The following is a 16,246-nucleotide window of genomic DNA, read 5'->3' as shown; positions in this document are numbered from 1 at the left end:
CCGGCCGACCTAAAACAAGATGGCTAAGGCCCCCGGGCCCATCGCCACTGGTCAGCCGGGTAACCATCAGGTCACGCGACAGCGATCCGGGAAGACGATGCGACAAGCCCGCATTGCCGGCCCGTCAACACCGGAAATGGGAGAAGAAGATGCTTAAGACAATCACCAAAACACTGGTCGGCACGGTCTTCGCCGGAGGACTGCTCGTTCCCCACGCCTTCGCCGAAACGACGCTCAACGCGCTGTTCATGGCGCAGGCCGCCTACAGCGAGGCCGACGTGCGCGCCATGACGAACGCCTTCACCAAGGCCAACCCGGACGTCAAGGTCAATCTCGAATTCGTCCCCTATGAAGGCCTGCACGACAAGACCGTGCTGGCCCAGGGGTCGGGCGGCGGCTACGACGTCGTGCTGTTCGACGTTATCTGGCCGGCCGAATACGCCACCAACAAGGTGCTGGTCGACGTGTCGTCGAAGATCACCGACGACATGAAGAAGGGCGTGCTGCCCGGTGCCTGGACCACGGTCCAGTATGACGGCAAGTACTATGGCATGCCGTGGATCCTCGACACCAAATACCTGTTCTACAACAAGGAAATCCTGGAAAAGGCCGGCATCAAGGCGCCGCCGAAGACATGGGAAGAGCTCGGCGCGCAGGCCAAGATCATCCAGGACAAGGGCCTGCTGAAGACGCCGATCGCCTGGAGCTGGTCGCAGGCCGAAGCCGCGATCTGCGACTACACCACGCTGGTCAGCGCCTATGGCGGCGACTTCCTCAAGGATGGCAAGCCGGACTTCCAGAATGGCGGCGGCCTCTCGGCGCTGAAATATATGGTCGACAGCTACAAGTCCGGCCTCACCAATCCGAATTCCAAGGAATTCCTGGAAGAGGACGTGCGCAAGGTCTTTGAAAACGGCGACGCCGCCTTCGCGCTGAACTGGACCTACATGTACAACATGGCCAACGATCCCAAGGACTCGAAGGTCGTGGGCAAGGTCGGCGTCGTGCCGGCGCCGGGCGTCACCGGCATCAGCGACGTGTCGGCCGTCAACGGTTCGATGGGCCTTGGCGTCACCGCGGTCTCGAAGCATCCGGACGAAGCCTGGAAGTACATCGCCTTCATGACCTCGCAGGCGACGCAGAACCAGTATGCCAAGCTGTCGCTGCCGATCTGGGCCTCGTCCTATGACGACCCGGCCGTTACCAAGGGCCAGGAAGAGCTGATCGCCGCCGCCAAGCTTGGCCTGGCGGCCATGTATCCGCGGCCGACCACGCCGAAGTACCAGGAGCTGTCGACCGCTCTGCAGCAGGCGATCCAGGAATCGCTGCTCGGCCAGTCCTCGCCGGAAGATGCGCTGAACACAGCTGCGAAGAACAGCGGCCTCTGAGCAGTTTTCTCCGATCACGGGCGGCCTTGTGCCGCCCGTGCTATGTCTGAAATCACCGTGAATGAAGAGAGGCTGCTCCGATGTCGAGCACCTGGATGACGACCCGTGCCTGGTTGCTGATGCTGCCGCTGCTCGTGGTCATGGTCGCCGTTATCGGCTGGCCGCTGGTCGATACGGTCAACTTGTCCTTTACCGATGCCAAGCTGGTCGGCACCGGCGGCAATTACGTCGGCTTCGACAATTACACCAACATGCTGTCGAGCTCGAACTTTTCGCGCACGCTGGTGACCACGACGCTGTTCGCCGTCATTTCAGTTGCCGCCGAAATGGTGATTGGCGTTCTCGCCGCCCTTCTGCTCAATCAGCAGTTTCACGGCCGCGCCGTCCTGCGCGCCCTGATGATCCTGCCCTGGGCATTGCCGACCGTGGTCAACGCCACGCTATGGCGGCTGATCTACAATCCCGAATATGGCGCGCTGAACGCCGCCTTGACGCAGCTCAATCTCATCGACGCCTACCGCTCATGGCTGGGTGAGCCGGGCACGGCGCTGGCGGCCCTGATCGTCGCCGACTGCTGGAAGAACTTTCCGCTGGTGGCGCTGATCGCGCTCGCCGCCCTACAGGCGGTGCCGCGCGACATCACCGCCGCCTCGCTCGTCGATGGTGCGGGACCATTCAACCGCTTCCGCTTCGTCATCCTGCCCTATCTCGCCGGCCCGCTGATGGTGGCGTTGGTTCTGCGCACCATCGAGGCCTTCAAGGTCTTCGACATCATCTGGGTGATGACCCGCGGCGGCCCGGCCAACAGCACGCGTACGCTGTCGATCCTCGTCTATCAGGAAGCCTTCTCCTTCCAGCGCGCCGGCTCCGGCGCGTCGCTGGCGCTGATCGTCACCTTGCTCGTCACCGTACTCGCCGTCGCCTATGCGGCGCTGGTGAGGAAGACCGCCGGGAGTGCCGCCTGATGGAACGCAGGAGTCCCGCCTTCACCATCTTCATCTATGCCTGCGCGCTGCTGCTTGCCGCCATCATCCTGGCGCCCATCGCCTGGCTGTTCGTCATGAGCATTTCGCCGGCCGCAGATCTCGCCGCCAAGCCACTGCGCTGGTGGCCGCAGGCAGCCGACTTCTCACGTTACGAGACATTGCTGTCGACGGCCGAAAACAGCGCCGGTGCCGCCTTCACCTCATCGCTGCGCAACAGCCTGGAGATATCAGGCATGGCAACGCTGGCGGCCCTCGCCTTGGCGATTCCCGCTGGCTGGGCGGTGTCGCGCACGCCGGCGATCGGCTGGTCGCTGTCGATGGTCATCGCCACCTACATGCTGCCGCCGGTGGCGCTCGCCGTGCCGCTTTATATGGGCCTGTCGCATCTTGGCCTGCTCAACAATGTCTTCGGCCTGGCACTGGTCTATCTCACCATATTGGCGCCGTTCACCACCTGGCTGATGAAATCCGGTTTTGACTCGATCCCGCGCGAGATCGAGGCGGCGGCGATGATCGACGGCGCGGGCCTGTTCCAGACGCTGCGCATCATCACGCTGCCGCTCGCCGCACCGGTGATGGCGACATCGGCGCTGTTCGCGGTGCTGCTCGCCTGGGACGAGTTCTTCTATGCGCTGCTGTTCACCTCCGACCAGCGCGCCAAGACCTTGACCGTCGCCATTGCCGATTTGGCCGGCGGCCGTGTTTCCGACTACGGGCTGATCGCCACCGCCGGCGTGCTGGCCGCTTTGCCGCCGGTGCTGATCGGCCTGGTCATGCAGCGCGCACTGATCTCGGGCCTGACCAGCGGTGGTGTGAAAGGATGACGATGACTGCAACAAAACCACGGCCGGCCGGACTGGCCGCCATCGACCGCGAAATGGCGCGCCAGCACGCGGACGCGCTTGCTTCGTTCGAGCACAATGCTGCCATGGCGGTTAAAGTCGCGGCATCGATCCGGAAGACCGGCCGTCTGCTGCTGCTTGGCATGGGCGGCTCGCATGCGGTCGGGCGCGCCGTCGAGCCGCTTTATCGCGCGCTCGGCATCGATGCGCTGGCGCTGCCGCTGTCCGAACAGCTCGGCCAGCCGCTACCGCTGCCGGGCCGGACGGTGCTCATCACCTCGCAGTCGGGCGAGAGCGCCGAGGTCGTCAGATGGTTTGCGGAGGCCGGCAGCGCTGCGGATGTTTTCGGCCTGACGCTCGAAGGCGGCTCCTTTCTCGCCCGCACGGCGCCTTGCCTGGTCGGCGCTGGCGGCACGGAACTGGCCTTCGCCGCGACCCGCAGCCTGACCGTGACCTTCGCCCTGCACCTGGCCCTCCTTGCCGCACTCGGCGAAGACCCGAAGGCCGCGCTTGGTGTCCTGGATCAACCGCAAGACAACGACATCACGCAGGCACTCGCGGCACTGGAAAAGGTGACGAGCATCGTCACCTCGGGCCGCCGGCTGCAAGGCGTGGCCGAAGCGCTGGCGCTTGGACTTACCGAACTGTCGCGCCTGCCCTCCTTTTCGCTCGAGGGCGGCCAGTTGCGGCATGGACCGATGGAGATGCTCGGGCCGAAGATCGGTGTCATCCTGTTTCGCGGCAACGACCCCACTGCGGAATTGGTGACGGCGATGGCTCTTTCCGTGGTTGAGGCCGGCGCACCGCTGGTGATCTTCGACGCATCCGGGCAATCGCCGGTCGCGGGCGCGGTCACGCTCTCCTTCAAGCCGGCTTCGGGTCTCGCCGCGATCTTCGCCATGCTGCCGGTGGCGCAGCGCCTGATGATCGCCTTTGCCGACAGCCGCGTCGACAATGCCGGCACGCCCGTGCGCTCCACCAAGATTACCAGGAGCGAGTGATGCGTCCGCTTGCGGTGATCGGCAACGTCAATGTCGACCTGATCGTCGGCCCGGTCGCGCCATGGCCGAAGGCAGGCACGGAAACCGTCGTCGATCATGACGATTTGCGCGTCGGCGGACAGGCCGGCAACACCGGGCTCGCCTGGCAGGCGTTGGGCATTGATTTCGAGATCGCCGCCAATGTCGGCGACGACCAGTTCGGCCGCTGGCTGCGTGAGGCGTTCGGTGCCCGCGCCGACAAATGGCCGGTGCGCCCGGAGAGCACGACGCTTTCGGTCGGCATGACCCATCCCGATGGCGAAAGGACGTTTTTCACCACGCGTGGCCACCTGCCCCGCTTCAGCCTTGCCGACGTATTTTCGGTGCTCGACGGCAAGCAGCTCGCCGGTGGCTATGCGTTGCTGTGCGGCTCCTTCCTCACCGATGATCTCACCCGCGACTACGAGGCGTTCTTCGACTGGGCGAACGGGCACGACATCGCAGTGGCGCTGGACACCGGTTGGCCGATGGAGGGTTGGACCCCGGCCAACTGCAAGGCGGCCCGCACCTGGCTCGCGCGCTGTGACCTTGCCTTGTTCAACGAGGTGGAGACCGTGACCCTGGCGGGCCTGCCCGATCCGGTCGAGGCGGCGCGGCAAATCCAGTCCAGAATGAAGAAGGGCGCGACCGCCGTCGTCAAGCGCGGCCCCGAAGGGGCGATCGCCATCGGCCCGGGCGGAGCGCTGGTCACGGCGACCGCGCCCGACGTCAGGGTCGTCGACACGATCGGCGCCGGCGATGTCTTCAATGCGGCCTTCCTGGCCGCACTGGCGCAGGACCAGACGCTGACCGCCTCGCTTGCGGCCGCAACGCAGGTGGCGTCGCGCGCCATATCAACCTTGCCCCGTAACTACGGCGAACCGATGCATCCAAGGGAAGCCACGCATGAGCGCGCTTGAAATCCGCAACATCCGCAAGAACTACGGCAGTGTCGAAACGCTGAAAGGCATCGACATCGCACTGCAGAGCGGCGAGTTCCTGGTGCTGCTCGGCTCGTCGGGCTGCGGAAAGTCGACGCTTCTCAACATCATCGCCGGGCTCGCCGAAGCAACAAGCGGCGACGTGCTGATCGGCGGCCGTTCGATCCTTGGCGTTCACCCCAAGAACCGCGACATCGCCATGGTCTTCCAGTCCTATGCGCTCTATCCGAACCTGACAGTCCGCCGCAACATCGGCTTCGGCCTGGAGATGCGCGGCGTTGCCGCCGACGAGCGTGAAAAGGCGGTGGCAGAGGCAGCAAGATTGCTGCAGATCGAAGCCCTGCTCGACCGCAAGCCGAGCCAGCTTTCCGGCGGCCAGCGCCAGCGCGTCGCCATCGGCCGGGCGCTGGTGCGCAAACCGCAGGTCTTCCTCTTCGACGAACCGCTCTCCAACCTCGACGCCAAGCTGCGCCTGGAGATGCGCACCGAGTTGAAGCGGCTGCACCAGATGCTGCAGACTACCGTCGTCTACGTCACCCACGACCAGATCGAGGCGATGACGCTGGCGACGCGCATCGCGGTGATGCGCGACGGCAGGATCGAACAGCTCGGCACGCCCGAAGAGATCTACAACGAGCCGGCAACGCTCTATGTCGCCGGCTTTGTCGGCGCGCCGTCGATGAACATGCTTCAGGCTACTGTTGCCGACGGCAACCTGGCCATCGCCGAGTCCGATGTGCGGATCGCCTTGCCGGCCCGCTATGCGAATGCAGCGCGTGAAGGCGCACGGCTGGTCGTCGGCATCAGGCCTGAGGCGCTGCGCGTGGCGACCGCGCTGACGGATTTGTCATTGCCCGTGGAGATCGAGGTCGTCGAACTGACAGGCCCCGAACTGGTCACGACGGCCCGGATCGGCACGCAAGGGCTGACGGCCTGCCTGCCGCCAAGGTCTCAGGTTGCCAAGGGCGAAAAGCGCAGCCTCACCTTCGATGAGACAGCGCTTCGCTTGTTTGACCCGTCGACAGGCAAGGCTCTGCCGACGGCTTGAGAAAGGCCGCGCACGCCTGAACGACATGCACGGCTTGGACTATCTGGATGTCAGCGCGCCGGCGGTGCGTACATCAGGCCGCCGGCATTCCACAGCGCGTTGATGCCACGGGCGATTTTCAGCTGGCTGGACTGGCCGAGATTGCGTTCGAACATCTCGCCATAATTGCCGACCTTGGCGACGATGTTGTAGGCGAAAGCGGGGTCGAGCCCGATCTGCTTGCCATTGTCGCCCTCGACGCCGAGGAACCGCCGGATTGTCGGGTTCTGCGATTTCAGCGAGGCTTCCGCATTGGCCTGGGTGACGCCCTCCTCTTCCGCCTCGATCAGCGAGAACAGCGTCCAGCGCACCACGTCGAACCACTTGTCGTCGCCCTTGCGAACAGCCGGGCCGAGCGGCTCCTTCGAGATGATTTCCGGCAGCACCGTGAAGGCGGCGGGATCGGTCAGCTTCAGGCGCTGTGCATAAAGCGCCGAGGCGTCGGTGGTGTAGACGTCGCAGCGGCCGCTGTCGAACGCCTTGATGATGCTGTCGGCGGAATCGATGACGACCGCTTCGTATTTCATCTGGTGGGCAGTGAAATAGTCGGCGACGTTCTGCTCGGTGGTGGTGCCTTGTTCCGCGCAGATCGTGGCGCCTGAGAGCTTGAGCGCGCTGTCGACACCGAGGTCCTTGCGCACCATAAAACCCTGGCCGTCATAATAGGCGGCGCCGATGAAGTGGATGCCCATGCCGGTGTCGCGCGACAAAGTCCACGTCGACTGCCGCGACAGAATGTCGACGGTGCCGGCCTGCAGCGCGGTGAAGCGCTCCTTGGTCGACAACGGCACATAGCTCACCTTGTCGGGGTCGCCGAAAACGGCGGCCGAAACCGCGCGGCAGAAATCGATGTCGAAGCCGCTCCATTTGCCCTGGTCGTCCGGCGCCGAGAAGCCGGCGACGCCTTGGCTGACACCGCAGATGATGGAGCCCCTCTGCTTGACGATGTCGAATGTGTCCGCCTTCGCCGGCGCGGCCAGCGTGGCCGATGCGAGCAAGAACGCGGTGATCAATGCATGTCTCATGGTTTCCTCCCTTGATGAGGCAAAGCCTCTCCTGCCGCCGGCGCGTGACGCGCCGGACGTTTCCCAAAAAGTCGTTGCTCCTGAATTCTGCTCACGCACCGCCGGGGCGGTGCGCAGATATGTCCTAAGCCCTTTCCGCCAGAACCGCCGCCAGCGTCTCGTCGACAACGCCGACCAGATGATCGGCATTGGCCCGGCTGAAGATCATCGGCGGGCGCATCTTCAGCACATTGTCATGCGGCCCCTCGGTGCCGATCAGCACGCCGCGTGCCCTCACCCCATCATTGATGCGGCGGGCAAGTGCTGTCGCCGGCGCCTTGCTCTTGCGGTCCTCGACCAGTTCGATACCGAGGAAGAGGCCCTGGCCGCGCACATCGCCGATGACGTCGTAGCGGTCCTGCAAAGCCTTGAACCGCGCCATGAGATAGTTGCCGATCTCCAGCGCATTGCGCCTGAGCCCGTCCCGCTCGATGACATCGAGCACTGCCAGTCCGGCGGCGCAGGACACCGGATTGCCGCCGAACGTGTTGAAATACTCCATGCCGTTGTTGAAGGAGGCGGCGATCTCCGATGTCGTCACCACAGCCGCCATCGGATGGCCGTTGCCGATCGGCTTGCCCATGGTGACGATGTCAGGCGTCACCCCTTGGGTTTCGAAAGCCCACCAATGGCTGCCGACGCGACCGAAGCCGACCTGCACCTCGTCGGCGGCGCAAATGCCACCGGCGGCGCGCACCAGCGCGTAGACCTCCGCGAGATAGCCTTCCGGCAGGAACACCTGGCCGGCGACGCTGGGGATCGATTCCGCCAGGAACAGGCCGGGCGCGCGGCCTTGTCTGGCCATATCGGCGATCTGCTCGGCGACGCTTTCGGCGAACCGTTTTGCATGTTCGTGGACCGGCCATTCGGCCGGAGCATGGTAGCTGTCGGGAATGGTCGCCTCGAACACATGCGCTGGGCGCCCCTTGCCGCCCTTGCGCTTGTATTTGTAGGGACTGAGATCGATCAGCTCCTGCGTCGTGCCGTGATAGGCCCAGTCGAGCACGATCGCCTCGCTGCGGCCGGTATGGCTCCGCGCCATGCGCAACATCAGGCTGTTGGCCTCGCTGCCGGAGCAGGCGAAAGACGCCACCGACAGGCCGGCGGGCAGCGTCGCCGTCAGCCGTTCGGCATAGGTGACGATGGCGTCGTGCAAATAGCGCGTGTTGGTGTTGAGCTTCGCCGCTTGGCCTGCGATCGCCTCGACCACGTCAGGATGGGCATGGCCGAGATGGCAGACATTGTTGAAGCAATCGAGATAGGCGCGGCCGCGATCGTCGATCAGCCAGGCGCCCTCGCCGCGCACGAACTTGATCGGCTCGGAATAAGAAATCGAGAGATTGGGCAGCAGCGACGCCTTGCGCGCGGCGACGATTTCAGGGCGGGAGCGACCATTTTGGCGAAAGGTCTCGGGCGGAATACCGGCGAGATCGGCGGCATCCGGAAACAGTTCCTTCCACACGGCGAGATAACGTTCCTCGCCGACCCCAAGGATGTCGCGGGCGGCAAGGCTGGTATCCGTCGATATCTGGAAATGCAGATGCGGCGCCCAGCCGCCATTTTCGGCCGGCGTGCCCATCTCGCCGACAAGCGCGCCAGCCTCCAGACAATCGCCGGCCTTCAGCCGATGCCCGGCCTCATGCGCCATATGTCCCCACAAGGTCACGAAGGGCGGACAGCCCTGCGGTCTATGCTCCAGCGCCACCAGGCAGCCATAGCCGAGCGGATCCTCCTCGATCTCGACGCTTCTGACGGTGGCGGCGAGCGGCGTGTAAAGCCGCGTCCCCGCCGGCATGAAAAGGTCGAGGCCGAGATGGTTGGCCCGCCGCGCGCCTTCGACGAAACGCGACTGGAAGATGTCGCTGGTGTAGACCGTGCGCGCTTCGCCCCAAGGGCCGATGCCGAGCGCAATGCCATGCTCGGCGCAATAGGCATCCCACCAGGCGGTGGCCTTTTCGGGCTGCTGCGCCGCCGATGTCACCGTCATCGGATTGTGCGGATCGCCGTAAGGCACGAGCGCCTTGGCAAGCGTCGCCGGATGACGGTCGAGGATCGTCGCGAGCTGCAGGCGGTTTGCCGCGATCCAGCCTGTCACGGCGCGCGCTCCGGGAGCGGCCTCGAAGCCGCAGGCATGGCGCAGGATTGCCGTGGCGAAGCGCCGGTTCATCCTGTCCAGGCGACGCAGCAATCGCCAGGCCGGTGCTTCCGAGATCGACAGATAGGGATTGTCGGCGGTGCGGTCCCTGCGCGCGGCCGACAGCGTCACCGAGGTGACGAGGCGCATCGCGATGAGATCGAACAGCAGGTCGAGCTCTTCCTCCCGCAACGGATATTCCGCATGGAAGCCGGCGGCCAACCGTGCGGCGGCGCCGATCGGATCCTCGGCATCGAGGATGGCATAGGCGCAAGCGACGGCAACCTCGGCGATCAGCACACTATGCAAAGCATCGCCGAAATCGATCAGCCCGGCGACACGCTCGGGCCTTTCGGGATCGACGAGCACATTCCAGTCATTGGCGTCGTTGTGGATCACCTGTGCCCGCAAGGCCGGCAGCCGGGGGGCCACCACGGCATCGAAATGGTCGAGGAACCGTTCCAGCAAAGCACGGTCCTGTTCATCGTCAATGTAGTGGAGGCGTTGCCGCGCGGCACCTGCCTGGCGAATGTCCCAATCGAATGACCGCAGCGCGCCCGGATGAATGAAGCCCTGCAGCGCCCGATCCAGCCGGCCGAGCGCGCTGCCGAGGCTTTCGAGCAGCGCCGGCGTGGTCTGGCTCTCGGCCAGCGGTCGGCCGGGCAGCCACGACACCAGGCGCACGGCATGATCCTCGCCGCCAGGCCCCTTGGCATGGGCGAGCGAAGCGCCTTGCACCGTCTTCCTCAGACGCGGCACGGCCAGATCCGGGCTGTTGCGCTCAAGATGATCGAACAATGCCGTCTGGAATTCGCTCTCGACGAGTGGTTCGCTGGCATTGACGATTTTCAGGATCCACAGCGAATGGTCGGGGGCGGTCAGTTTGAAATTCCGGTCGCGCTCGCTGTCGAGCGGCGCGGCGGTGCCGGCGATGCCGAAGTGCCGCATCGCGACATCGACGGCCTCGTTCTGCGAGACTTGAGGTGCTGGGTGTGAAACGTTGGTCATTGGGATTCCGGATCTGCTTTGTCCGAGCTTGGCATGGGTCAAAAAATCGGGCATCCGGCAAAGCGTCGGTTGCGCCGGCACAATGACTGCATTGACCGGCACATTAACGGAGCCGCTTGGAGCGTGACGTCATGAAAGAACTGGACGCCAAGGACCGGGACATCCTCGCCATTCTGTCGAAGGAAGCCCGCATCCCGTTGAAGACGCTTGCGGGGCGCATCGGCCTGTCGCGCAGCGCCACCAGCGAGCGGGTGGCTTCATTGGAAAAGAGCGGCGTCATCAGAGGTTACCGGGCCGATATCGGTCAGATGGACGCCGGACTGGTCTGCGCGTTCCTGCTGGTCACACTGATCCGCACGCCGTCAATCGGCATTCTCGACCAGTTGGCGCGCTATCCCGAGGTCCGGCGCGTGTCGTCGGTGAGCGGCCAGCTCGATCTCATCGTCGAGGTCGAGGTGCCGTCGATCGACAGGCTCAACACGGTGCGTGACCTCATTGCCACGCTCGGCGGCGTCGAGGACCTGACGACCGCAATCGTCCTGCGCCGGGATATAGAACGCGCCGTGGGTTGAATGCCCGTGACAGCGGTCATTCTTGGCGCCACCTATTTGGCGATCTCCAGCAGGGACGAGACCAGCAGCTCGCGCTCGTCCTTCGACATCACGTCGGAATCGAAGAGGTTCATACTGCGCAGCCCCTCGATGGCGAGATAGCAGACCAGCAGCGATTTGAGGTCTTTCGTCTCGCCTTTCAGCCGTTCGAAAAGCTGCCGCTTGAACGTCTTTATCGGCGTCATGAAATCGGGATCCTCGGCTATCGCCGAAAAGATCCAGGACGCCGAGGGCCGCTTTTCCTCGCAATCATTGGCCGACAGTTTGATGTAGACGGCAAGCGGATTTTTGCCATCGTCGCTGCTGTTGGCGGATTCCAGCGCTTGCTCAAAATCGCGCAGATAGCCCTCGACCAGCCCCTGCATCAATTTGGCCTTGGTCGGGAAATTGTAGAGCAGCCCGCCCTTCGACACACCGGCGCGGCTGGCGACGGCATCCAGCGACAGGCTGCCTGGCCCGGTTTCCCGGGCGACATCAGCCGCTGCGGCGAGAATTTTCTCGCGCGAATTCGGTCGTTGGGCTCTCATGGCGCCTCCCTTCACAAGCTTAGGCCCAATTGACAAGACCGTCCAGACGGTACAGTAAAGCCGCCATTATTTGAAATCGGGACCTGCGGTCGATATGTGTCCCGATGTCCGAGCTTCGCGCCGGATTTCGACTGAGGGGACTTCCTTGTTCAAGCGCATACTCCGTATCTTTCTCGTCATTGTCGTCCTGGCTGTGCTCGCCATCGTGGTCGGCGGCATTGTCTGGTTCAACTTCTTCCGCGATGGAATGATCAAGCAGTATTTCGCCACGATGAAGCCGCCGGCGGCGACCGTGTCGACGACCATCGCCAAGCCGTCGAGCTGGACCCCGGGCGTCGAGGCGATCGGTACGGTGCGGGCCGTGCGCGGTGTCGACCTGACGGTTGAGACAGCCGGCATCGTCAAGGAAATCACCTTCCACGCCAACGAGAAGGTGGCGGCAAATGCGGTGCTGCTGCAGCTCGACGATGCGGTCGAGCGCGCCGATCTCGACGCACAGAAGGCGCAGGCCGCGCTCGACCAGGTGTCGCTGACCCGTGCCATCGAACTGACCAGGCGTGGGGTTGGCTCCGACTCGACACTGGACAGCGCGCGTGCGGCGGCCTCCGCTTCGGCATCCCAGGTCACCAGGCTGCAGGCCGTGCTCGACCAGAAGCAGTTGACAGCGCCCTTCGCCGGCACGGTCGGCATTCCGAAGATCGACCTCGGCCAGTATCTGTCGCCCGGCACCGCGGTGGTGACGCTGCAGGATCTCGACACGATGCGGGTCGACTTCTCGGTTCCCGAACAGCAACTGCCGCTGCTCAAGATCGGTCAAACGGTTCGGCTGGGCCTGAGCGGCGCGGACATGCCGTTTGCCGGTGCCATTCGCGGCATCGACCCCAAGATCGACCCGTCCAGCCGGTTGGTGAACATCAGGGCGGAAGTCGCCAACCCCGAAGGCAAGCTGACCCCTGGCCAGTTCGTGCAGGTGCGTGTCGAACTGCCCGAGGAGCAGAACGTGCTGTCGCTGCCACAGACGGCGCTGACCACCAGCCTCTATGGCGACTATATCTTCGTGGTGCAGCCGGCCAAGCCCGCCGAGGCCGCCCCGGCCAAGCCGGAAGAAAAAGCAGCCGCCGCGGCCACCGACAAACCGGCCACCGACAAACCGGCCGACGCCAAGCCGGCGGATGCCATGAAACCGGCAACCGATGCGATGAAGCCGGCGGCTGATGCCATGAAGCCTGCCGCCGATGCTGCAAAGCCAGCGGACAAGGCCGCTTCCGATGCCACCAAGCCGGCAGCTGCCGATCCGACCAAACCGGCGGCGGAGGGCGACAAGCCCGCGCTGGTACTGTCGCAGGTCTTCGTCAAGCCCGGCCGCCGCAATCAGGGCATGGTCGAGATCGTCGAAGGGCTGAAGGCTGGTGAAGAGGTCGTCACGGCGGGTCAGAACCGTCTGTTCAACGGCATGTCCGTCAATGTCGACAACACGATCGATCCGACCAAATCGGCGAACAAGCAGGCCGACCAGCAATGAGCTTTTCCGATCTCTTCATTCGCCGGCCCGTCCTTTCGACGGTCCTTGCCTGCATGATCCTGCTCTTGGGTTTCCAGGGCATCTTCAACCTGTCGATCCGGCAGTATCCGAAGGTTGACGAAACCGCGATCACCATCACGACGTCCTATCCGGGCGCCAGCGCCGACCTGATCCAGGGCTTCATTTCCGCCCCGATCGCGCGCGCCGTCGCCTCGACCGAGAACATCGACTACGTCACCTCGTCCAGCCGGCCGTCCTCCAGCACCGTGACGGTGCAGATGAAGCTCGGCTCCAACCCCGACGTGGCGCTGACCGAAGTGCTGTCCAAGGTCCAGGGCGTGCGCGGCACCTTGCCGGACGCCTCCAAGGATCCGGTTATCGTCAAGGGCACCGGCCAGCAGTTCGCGATGATGTACATCTCGATGCAGAATCCGAACATGTCGAAGGAGCAGCTGACGGAGTATATCGAGCGCGTCATCAGGCCCCGCATGTCGACGGTCGAAGGCGTCGCCGACGTCCAGATCTTCGGCGCCCAGGAATACTCGATGCGCGTCTGGATCGACCCGATCAGGCTCGCCGCGCGCGGCGTGACGGCGGCGGAGGTGCTGACGGCAATCAACAATTCCAACTTCCTGTCGGCGCCCGGCAACACCCAGAACGAATATGTCGTCTCGTCGATCACCGTGCGCTCGACGCTGCAGACACCGGAAGCCTTCGCCGAGCTGCCCCTGCGCTCGACCGACGGCAATGTCGTGCGGCTGCGCGACGTGGCTCGGGTCGAACTCGGCGCGGAAAATACCGACACCAGGGTCTCCTTCAACGGCAAGCCTGGCACCTTCCTCGCCATCTTCCCGACCCCGGCTGCCAACCCGCTGACCACCGCGGCAGCGCTCACCAAGCTGGTGCCGCAGATCCAGGAAACGCTGCCGAAAGGCATGACGATCGAGGTCGTCTACGACGCGACCGGGCAGATCAGCGCGTCGATCGACGAGGTCTTCAAGACCATCGGCGAGGCGGTTGCCATCGTCGTCGTGGTCATCTTGTTGTTCCTTGGCTCGTTCCGCTCGGTGATGATGCCGATCGTCACCATCCCGCTGTCGCTGATCGGCGTCTGCTTCCTGTTGTTTGCGGTGGGCTATTCGATCAACCTTCTGTCGTTGCTGGCCATGGTGCTGGCGATCGGCCTTGTCGTCGATGACGCCATCGTCGTGGTGGAGAATATCCACCGCCACATGGAAGAAGACCACATGTCGCCGATGCAGGCGGCGTTCAGCGGCATGCGCGAAATCGCTTCCGCCATCGTCGCCATGACCATGACGCTGGCCGCCGTTTTCGCGCCGCTGGCCTTCACCGGCGGCCTGACCGGTGCGCTGTTCCGCGAATTCGCGGTAACGCTCGCCGGCTCGGTCGTGCTGTCGGGCGTCATCGCCGTCACCATCACTCCGATGATGTCGGCGCGCCTGTTGAAGGCCGGCACGCCTGGCCGTTTCCAGCGCATTGTCGACGGCATTTTCGCGCGGGTCGAGCATGTCTATGAGCGGGCTGTCACCGGCTCGCTGAACTATCGTCCTTTGACGCTGATCATCGTGCTGGCGCTCGTCGGCGTGACCGGCTTCATGTTCACCAAGACTTCGAGCGAACTGGCGCCTGAAGAGGATCAGGGCTTCCTGCTCTCGCTGGTGACCGCGCCGACCTACGCGACATCGGACTATACCGAAACCTATGTGAACCAGATGCTCGGCCTGGTGAGGGATATTCCCGAAACGCGGGCGCAGTTCTCGGCGGTCGCCTTCGGTGGCACGACAAACAGCGCCTTCGTCGGCTTTGCCTTCAAGGATTGGGCGGAGCGCAAGCGCAGTTCGAAGGAGCTGCAGGCCGACATCACGGCCCGTCTCGCCAAGGTGGCGGGTGTCCAGGCCTTCGTCTTCGCACCGCCGACGCTGCCGGGCTCCGGTGGCGGCCTGCCGATCGCCCTGGTGGTGCGCTCGACCGGCGATTCCGCGGAAGTGTATAAGGCTGCCGAGCAGATCAAGAACAAGGCGCAGGCCTCCGGCCGCTTCATTGTCGTGCAGAATTCGATGTCCTATGACTCACCGCAGGTGACTGTAACCATCGATCGCGACCGCGCCGCCGCACTCAACCTGCCGATCGCCGATATCGGCCGGACGCTCACGCTGCTGGTCGGCGGCGCCGAAGTGGCGCAGTTCGACCGCGACTCCAACAGCTACGACATCATCCCGCAGGTGCCGCAGCAATTCCGCGACAACCCCGAACGGCTCGGCGAGTATTTCGTGCGCAGCGTGACGGGTGAGATGGTGCCGCTGTCGGCCGTGGTCAAGATTTCGAACAATGCCTCGCCGGCCGCGATCGAACAATTCAACCAGCTGAATTCGTCGACGATCTCCGCACTGCCGCTGCCCGGTGTCACCACGGGCGACGGTTTGAAAGTCCTCGAGGACATTGCCAGGGAGAGCCTGCCCGATACCTTCTTCATCGACTATTCCGGCCAGTCCCGGCAGGAGAAGGAACAGGGCAACACCATCTTGATCGCTTTCGGGGCGGCCATCATCGTCATCTACCTGGTGCTGGCGGCGCAGTTCGAAAGCTTCCGCGATCCGCTGATCATCATGATGGCGGTGCCGCTGTCGATCTTCGGCGCGATCGTGCCGCTCAATCTCGGCCTCGGCACGCTCAACATCTACACGCAGGTCGGTCTGATCACGCTGATCGGCCTGATCACCAAGCACGGCATCCTGCTGGTCGAATTCGCCAACCAGCAGCGCGAAGCGCATGGCATGCGGCGGCGTGACGCCATCATCGCCTCGGCCAAGGTGCGCCTGCGGCCGATCCTGATGACCACGGCCGCTATGGCGCTTGGCGTCGTGCCGCTGATCACGTCGAGCGGCGCAGGTGCGGCGGCCCGCTATTCGATGGGCCTGGTCATCTTCACCGGCATCCTGGTCGGTACCATGTTCACGCTCTTCGTCGTGCCGATGTTCTACACCTTCATCGCCAGCAAGGACCTGCCGCATCTTGCGGAAAAGCCTGATCCGAAGCTGATGCCGGCATTGCCGGACTGACAGAAAGCTGAAGAACAAAAAGAGGCCGGGAAAAATC

At 64.2% G+C, this 16,246-nt stretch carries 12 protein-coding genes; 9 read left to right on the top strand and 3 right to left on the bottom strand.

Annotated elements, in window-relative coordinates; translation table 11 throughout:
• Nucleotides 1-149: 149 nt before the first annotated feature.
• The 6 genes from JN279_RS08025 to JN279_RS08000 all read left to right on the top strand — a co-directional run bounded on the left by JN279_RS08025 (nt 150) and on the right by JN279_RS08000 (nt 6,224).
• Nucleotides 150-1,388, top strand: a complete 1,239-nt coding sequence (locus JN279_RS08025; RefSeq protein WP_202352453.1) for an extracellular solute-binding protein — start codon at nt 150-152, stop codon at nt 1,386-1,388.
• An 80-nt stretch (nt 1,389-1,468) separates the two neighbouring features.
• Nucleotides 1,469-2,353: a carbohydrate ABC transporter permease gene (locus JN279_RS08020; protein ID WP_095201348.1), complete on the top strand. Its 885-nt coding sequence runs from the start codon at nt 1,469-1,471 to the stop codon at nt 2,351-2,353.
• On the top strand, nt 2,353-3,198 hold the full coding sequence (locus JN279_RS08015; protein WP_202352452.1) for a carbohydrate ABC transporter permease: 846 nt from the start codon (nt 2,353-2,355) through the stop codon (nt 3,196-3,198). The genes JN279_RS08020 and JN279_RS08015 overlap by 1 nt, the downstream gene beginning before the upstream one ends.
• Nucleotides 3,195-4,217 (top strand): SIS domain-containing protein, encoded by a 1,023-nt coding sequence (locus tag JN279_RS08010; RefSeq protein ID WP_202352451.1) that lies wholly within the window; start codon nt 3,195-3,197, stop codon nt 4,215-4,217. Before JN279_RS08015 ends, JN279_RS08010 begins: the two co-directional genes overlap by 4 nt.
• The gene (locus JN279_RS08005) at nt 4,217-5,155 is read left to right on the top strand and encodes a PfkB family carbohydrate kinase (protein WP_202352450.1); all 939 of its coding nucleotides are present in this window, start codon (nt 4,217-4,219) and stop codon (nt 5,153-5,155) included. The genes JN279_RS08010 and JN279_RS08005 overlap by 1 nt, the downstream gene beginning before the upstream one ends.
• Nucleotides 5,142-6,224: an ABC transporter ATP-binding protein gene (locus tag JN279_RS08000; RefSeq protein WP_096450882.1), complete on the top strand. Its 1,083-nt coding sequence runs from the start codon at nt 5,142-5,144 to the stop codon at nt 6,222-6,224. Before JN279_RS08005 ends, JN279_RS08000 begins: the two co-directional genes overlap by 14 nt.
• Before the next feature lie 50 nt (nt 6,225-6,274).
• On the opposite strand, the gene JN279_RS07995 is transcribed toward JN279_RS08000, so the two are convergent.
• Nucleotides 6,275-7,288, bottom strand: a complete 1,014-nt coding sequence (locus tag JN279_RS07995; protein ID WP_096450884.1) for an amino acid ABC transporter substrate-binding protein — start codon at nt 7,286-7,288, stop codon at nt 6,275-6,277.
• A 124-nt stretch (nt 7,289-7,412) separates the two neighbouring features.
• Nucleotides 7,413-10,469, bottom strand: coding sequence for an aminotransferase class III-fold pyridoxal phosphate-dependent enzyme (locus JN279_RS07990; protein ID WP_096450886.1), 3,057 nt, complete (start codon nt 10,467-10,469; stop codon nt 7,413-7,415).
• A 131-nt stretch (nt 10,470-10,600) separates the two neighbouring features.
• On the opposite strand from JN279_RS07990, the gene JN279_RS07985 reads away from it, so the two are divergent.
• A complete protein-coding gene (locus tag JN279_RS07985; RefSeq protein ID WP_095201342.1) occupies nt 10,601-11,041 on the top strand; it encodes an Lrp/AsnC family transcriptional regulator in 441 nt (146 codons plus the stop codon).
• Between the two features lie 32 nt (nt 11,042-11,073).
• Here JN279_RS07985 and JN279_RS07980 read toward each other — a convergent pair whose 3' ends face one another.
• Nucleotides 11,074-11,607, bottom strand: a complete 534-nt coding sequence (locus tag JN279_RS07980) for a TetR/AcrR family transcriptional regulator (protein ID WP_096450890.1) — start codon at nt 11,605-11,607, stop codon at nt 11,074-11,076.
• Between the two features lie 145 nt (nt 11,608-11,752).
• Here JN279_RS07980 and JN279_RS07975 point away from each other — a divergent pair, with 145 nt between their 5' ends.
• Together JN279_RS07975 and JN279_RS07970 are read left to right on the top strand one after the other, a co-directional pair.
• A complete protein-coding gene (locus JN279_RS07975; RefSeq protein WP_202352449.1) occupies nt 11,753-13,129 on the top strand; it encodes an efflux RND transporter periplasmic adaptor subunit in 1,377 nt (458 codons plus the stop codon).
• Nucleotides 13,126-16,209 carry an efflux RND transporter permease subunit gene (locus JN279_RS07970; protein ID WP_202352448.1) on the top strand — a complete coding sequence of 1,028 codons (3,084 nt, stop codon included), beginning with the start codon at nt 13,126-13,128 and terminating at the stop codon, nt 16,207-16,209. Before JN279_RS07975 ends, JN279_RS07970 begins: the two co-directional genes overlap by 4 nt.
• Nucleotides 16,210-16,246: the final 37 nt, after the last annotated feature.

Source organism: Mesorhizobium sp. 113-1-2, from assembly GCF_016756475.1.
Taxonomy (GTDB): Bacteria; Pseudomonadota; Alphaproteobacteria; order Rhizobiales; family Rhizobiaceae; genus Mesorhizobium; species Mesorhizobium loti_C.
This window is presented reverse-complemented; position numbering and strand designations above follow the sequence as displayed.

Coding starts and splice junctions, on each gene's coding strand:
- JN279_RS08025 (WP_202352453.1), top strand. CDS start 150: ATGCTTAAGACAATCACCAAAACACTGGTCGGCACGGTCTTCGCCGGA.
- JN279_RS08020 (WP_095201348.1), top strand. CDS start 1,469: ATGTCGAGCACCTGGATGACGACCCGTGCCTGGTTGCTGATGCTGCCG.
- JN279_RS08015 (WP_202352452.1), top strand. CDS start 2,353: ATGGAACGCAGGAGTCCCGCCTTCACCATCTTCATCTATGCCTGCGCG.
- JN279_RS08010 (WP_202352451.1), top strand. CDS start 3,195: ATGACGATGACTGCAACAAAACCACGGCCGGCCGGACTGGCCGCCATC.
- JN279_RS08005 (WP_202352450.1), top strand. CDS start 4,217: ATGCGTCCGCTTGCGGTGATCGGCAACGTCAATGTCGACCTGATCGTC.
- JN279_RS08000 (WP_096450882.1), top strand. CDS start 5,142: ATGAGCGCGCTTGAAATCCGCAACATCCGCAAGAACTACGGCAGTGTC.
- JN279_RS07995 (WP_096450884.1), bottom strand. CDS start 7,288: ATGAGACATGCATTGATCACCGCGTTCTTGCTCGCATCGGCCACGCTG.
- JN279_RS07990 (WP_096450886.1), bottom strand. CDS start 10,469: ATGACCAACGTTTCACACCCAGCACCTCAAGTCTCGCAGAACGAGGCC.
- JN279_RS07985 (WP_095201342.1), top strand. CDS start 10,601: ATGAAAGAACTGGACGCCAAGGACCGGGACATCCTCGCCATTCTGTCG.
- JN279_RS07980 (WP_096450890.1), bottom strand. CDS start 11,607: ATGAGAGCCCAACGACCGAATTCGCGCGAGAAAATTCTCGCCGCAGCG.
- JN279_RS07970 (WP_202352448.1), top strand. CDS start 13,126: ATGAGCTTTTCCGATCTCTTCATTCGCCGGCCCGTCCTTTCGACGGTC.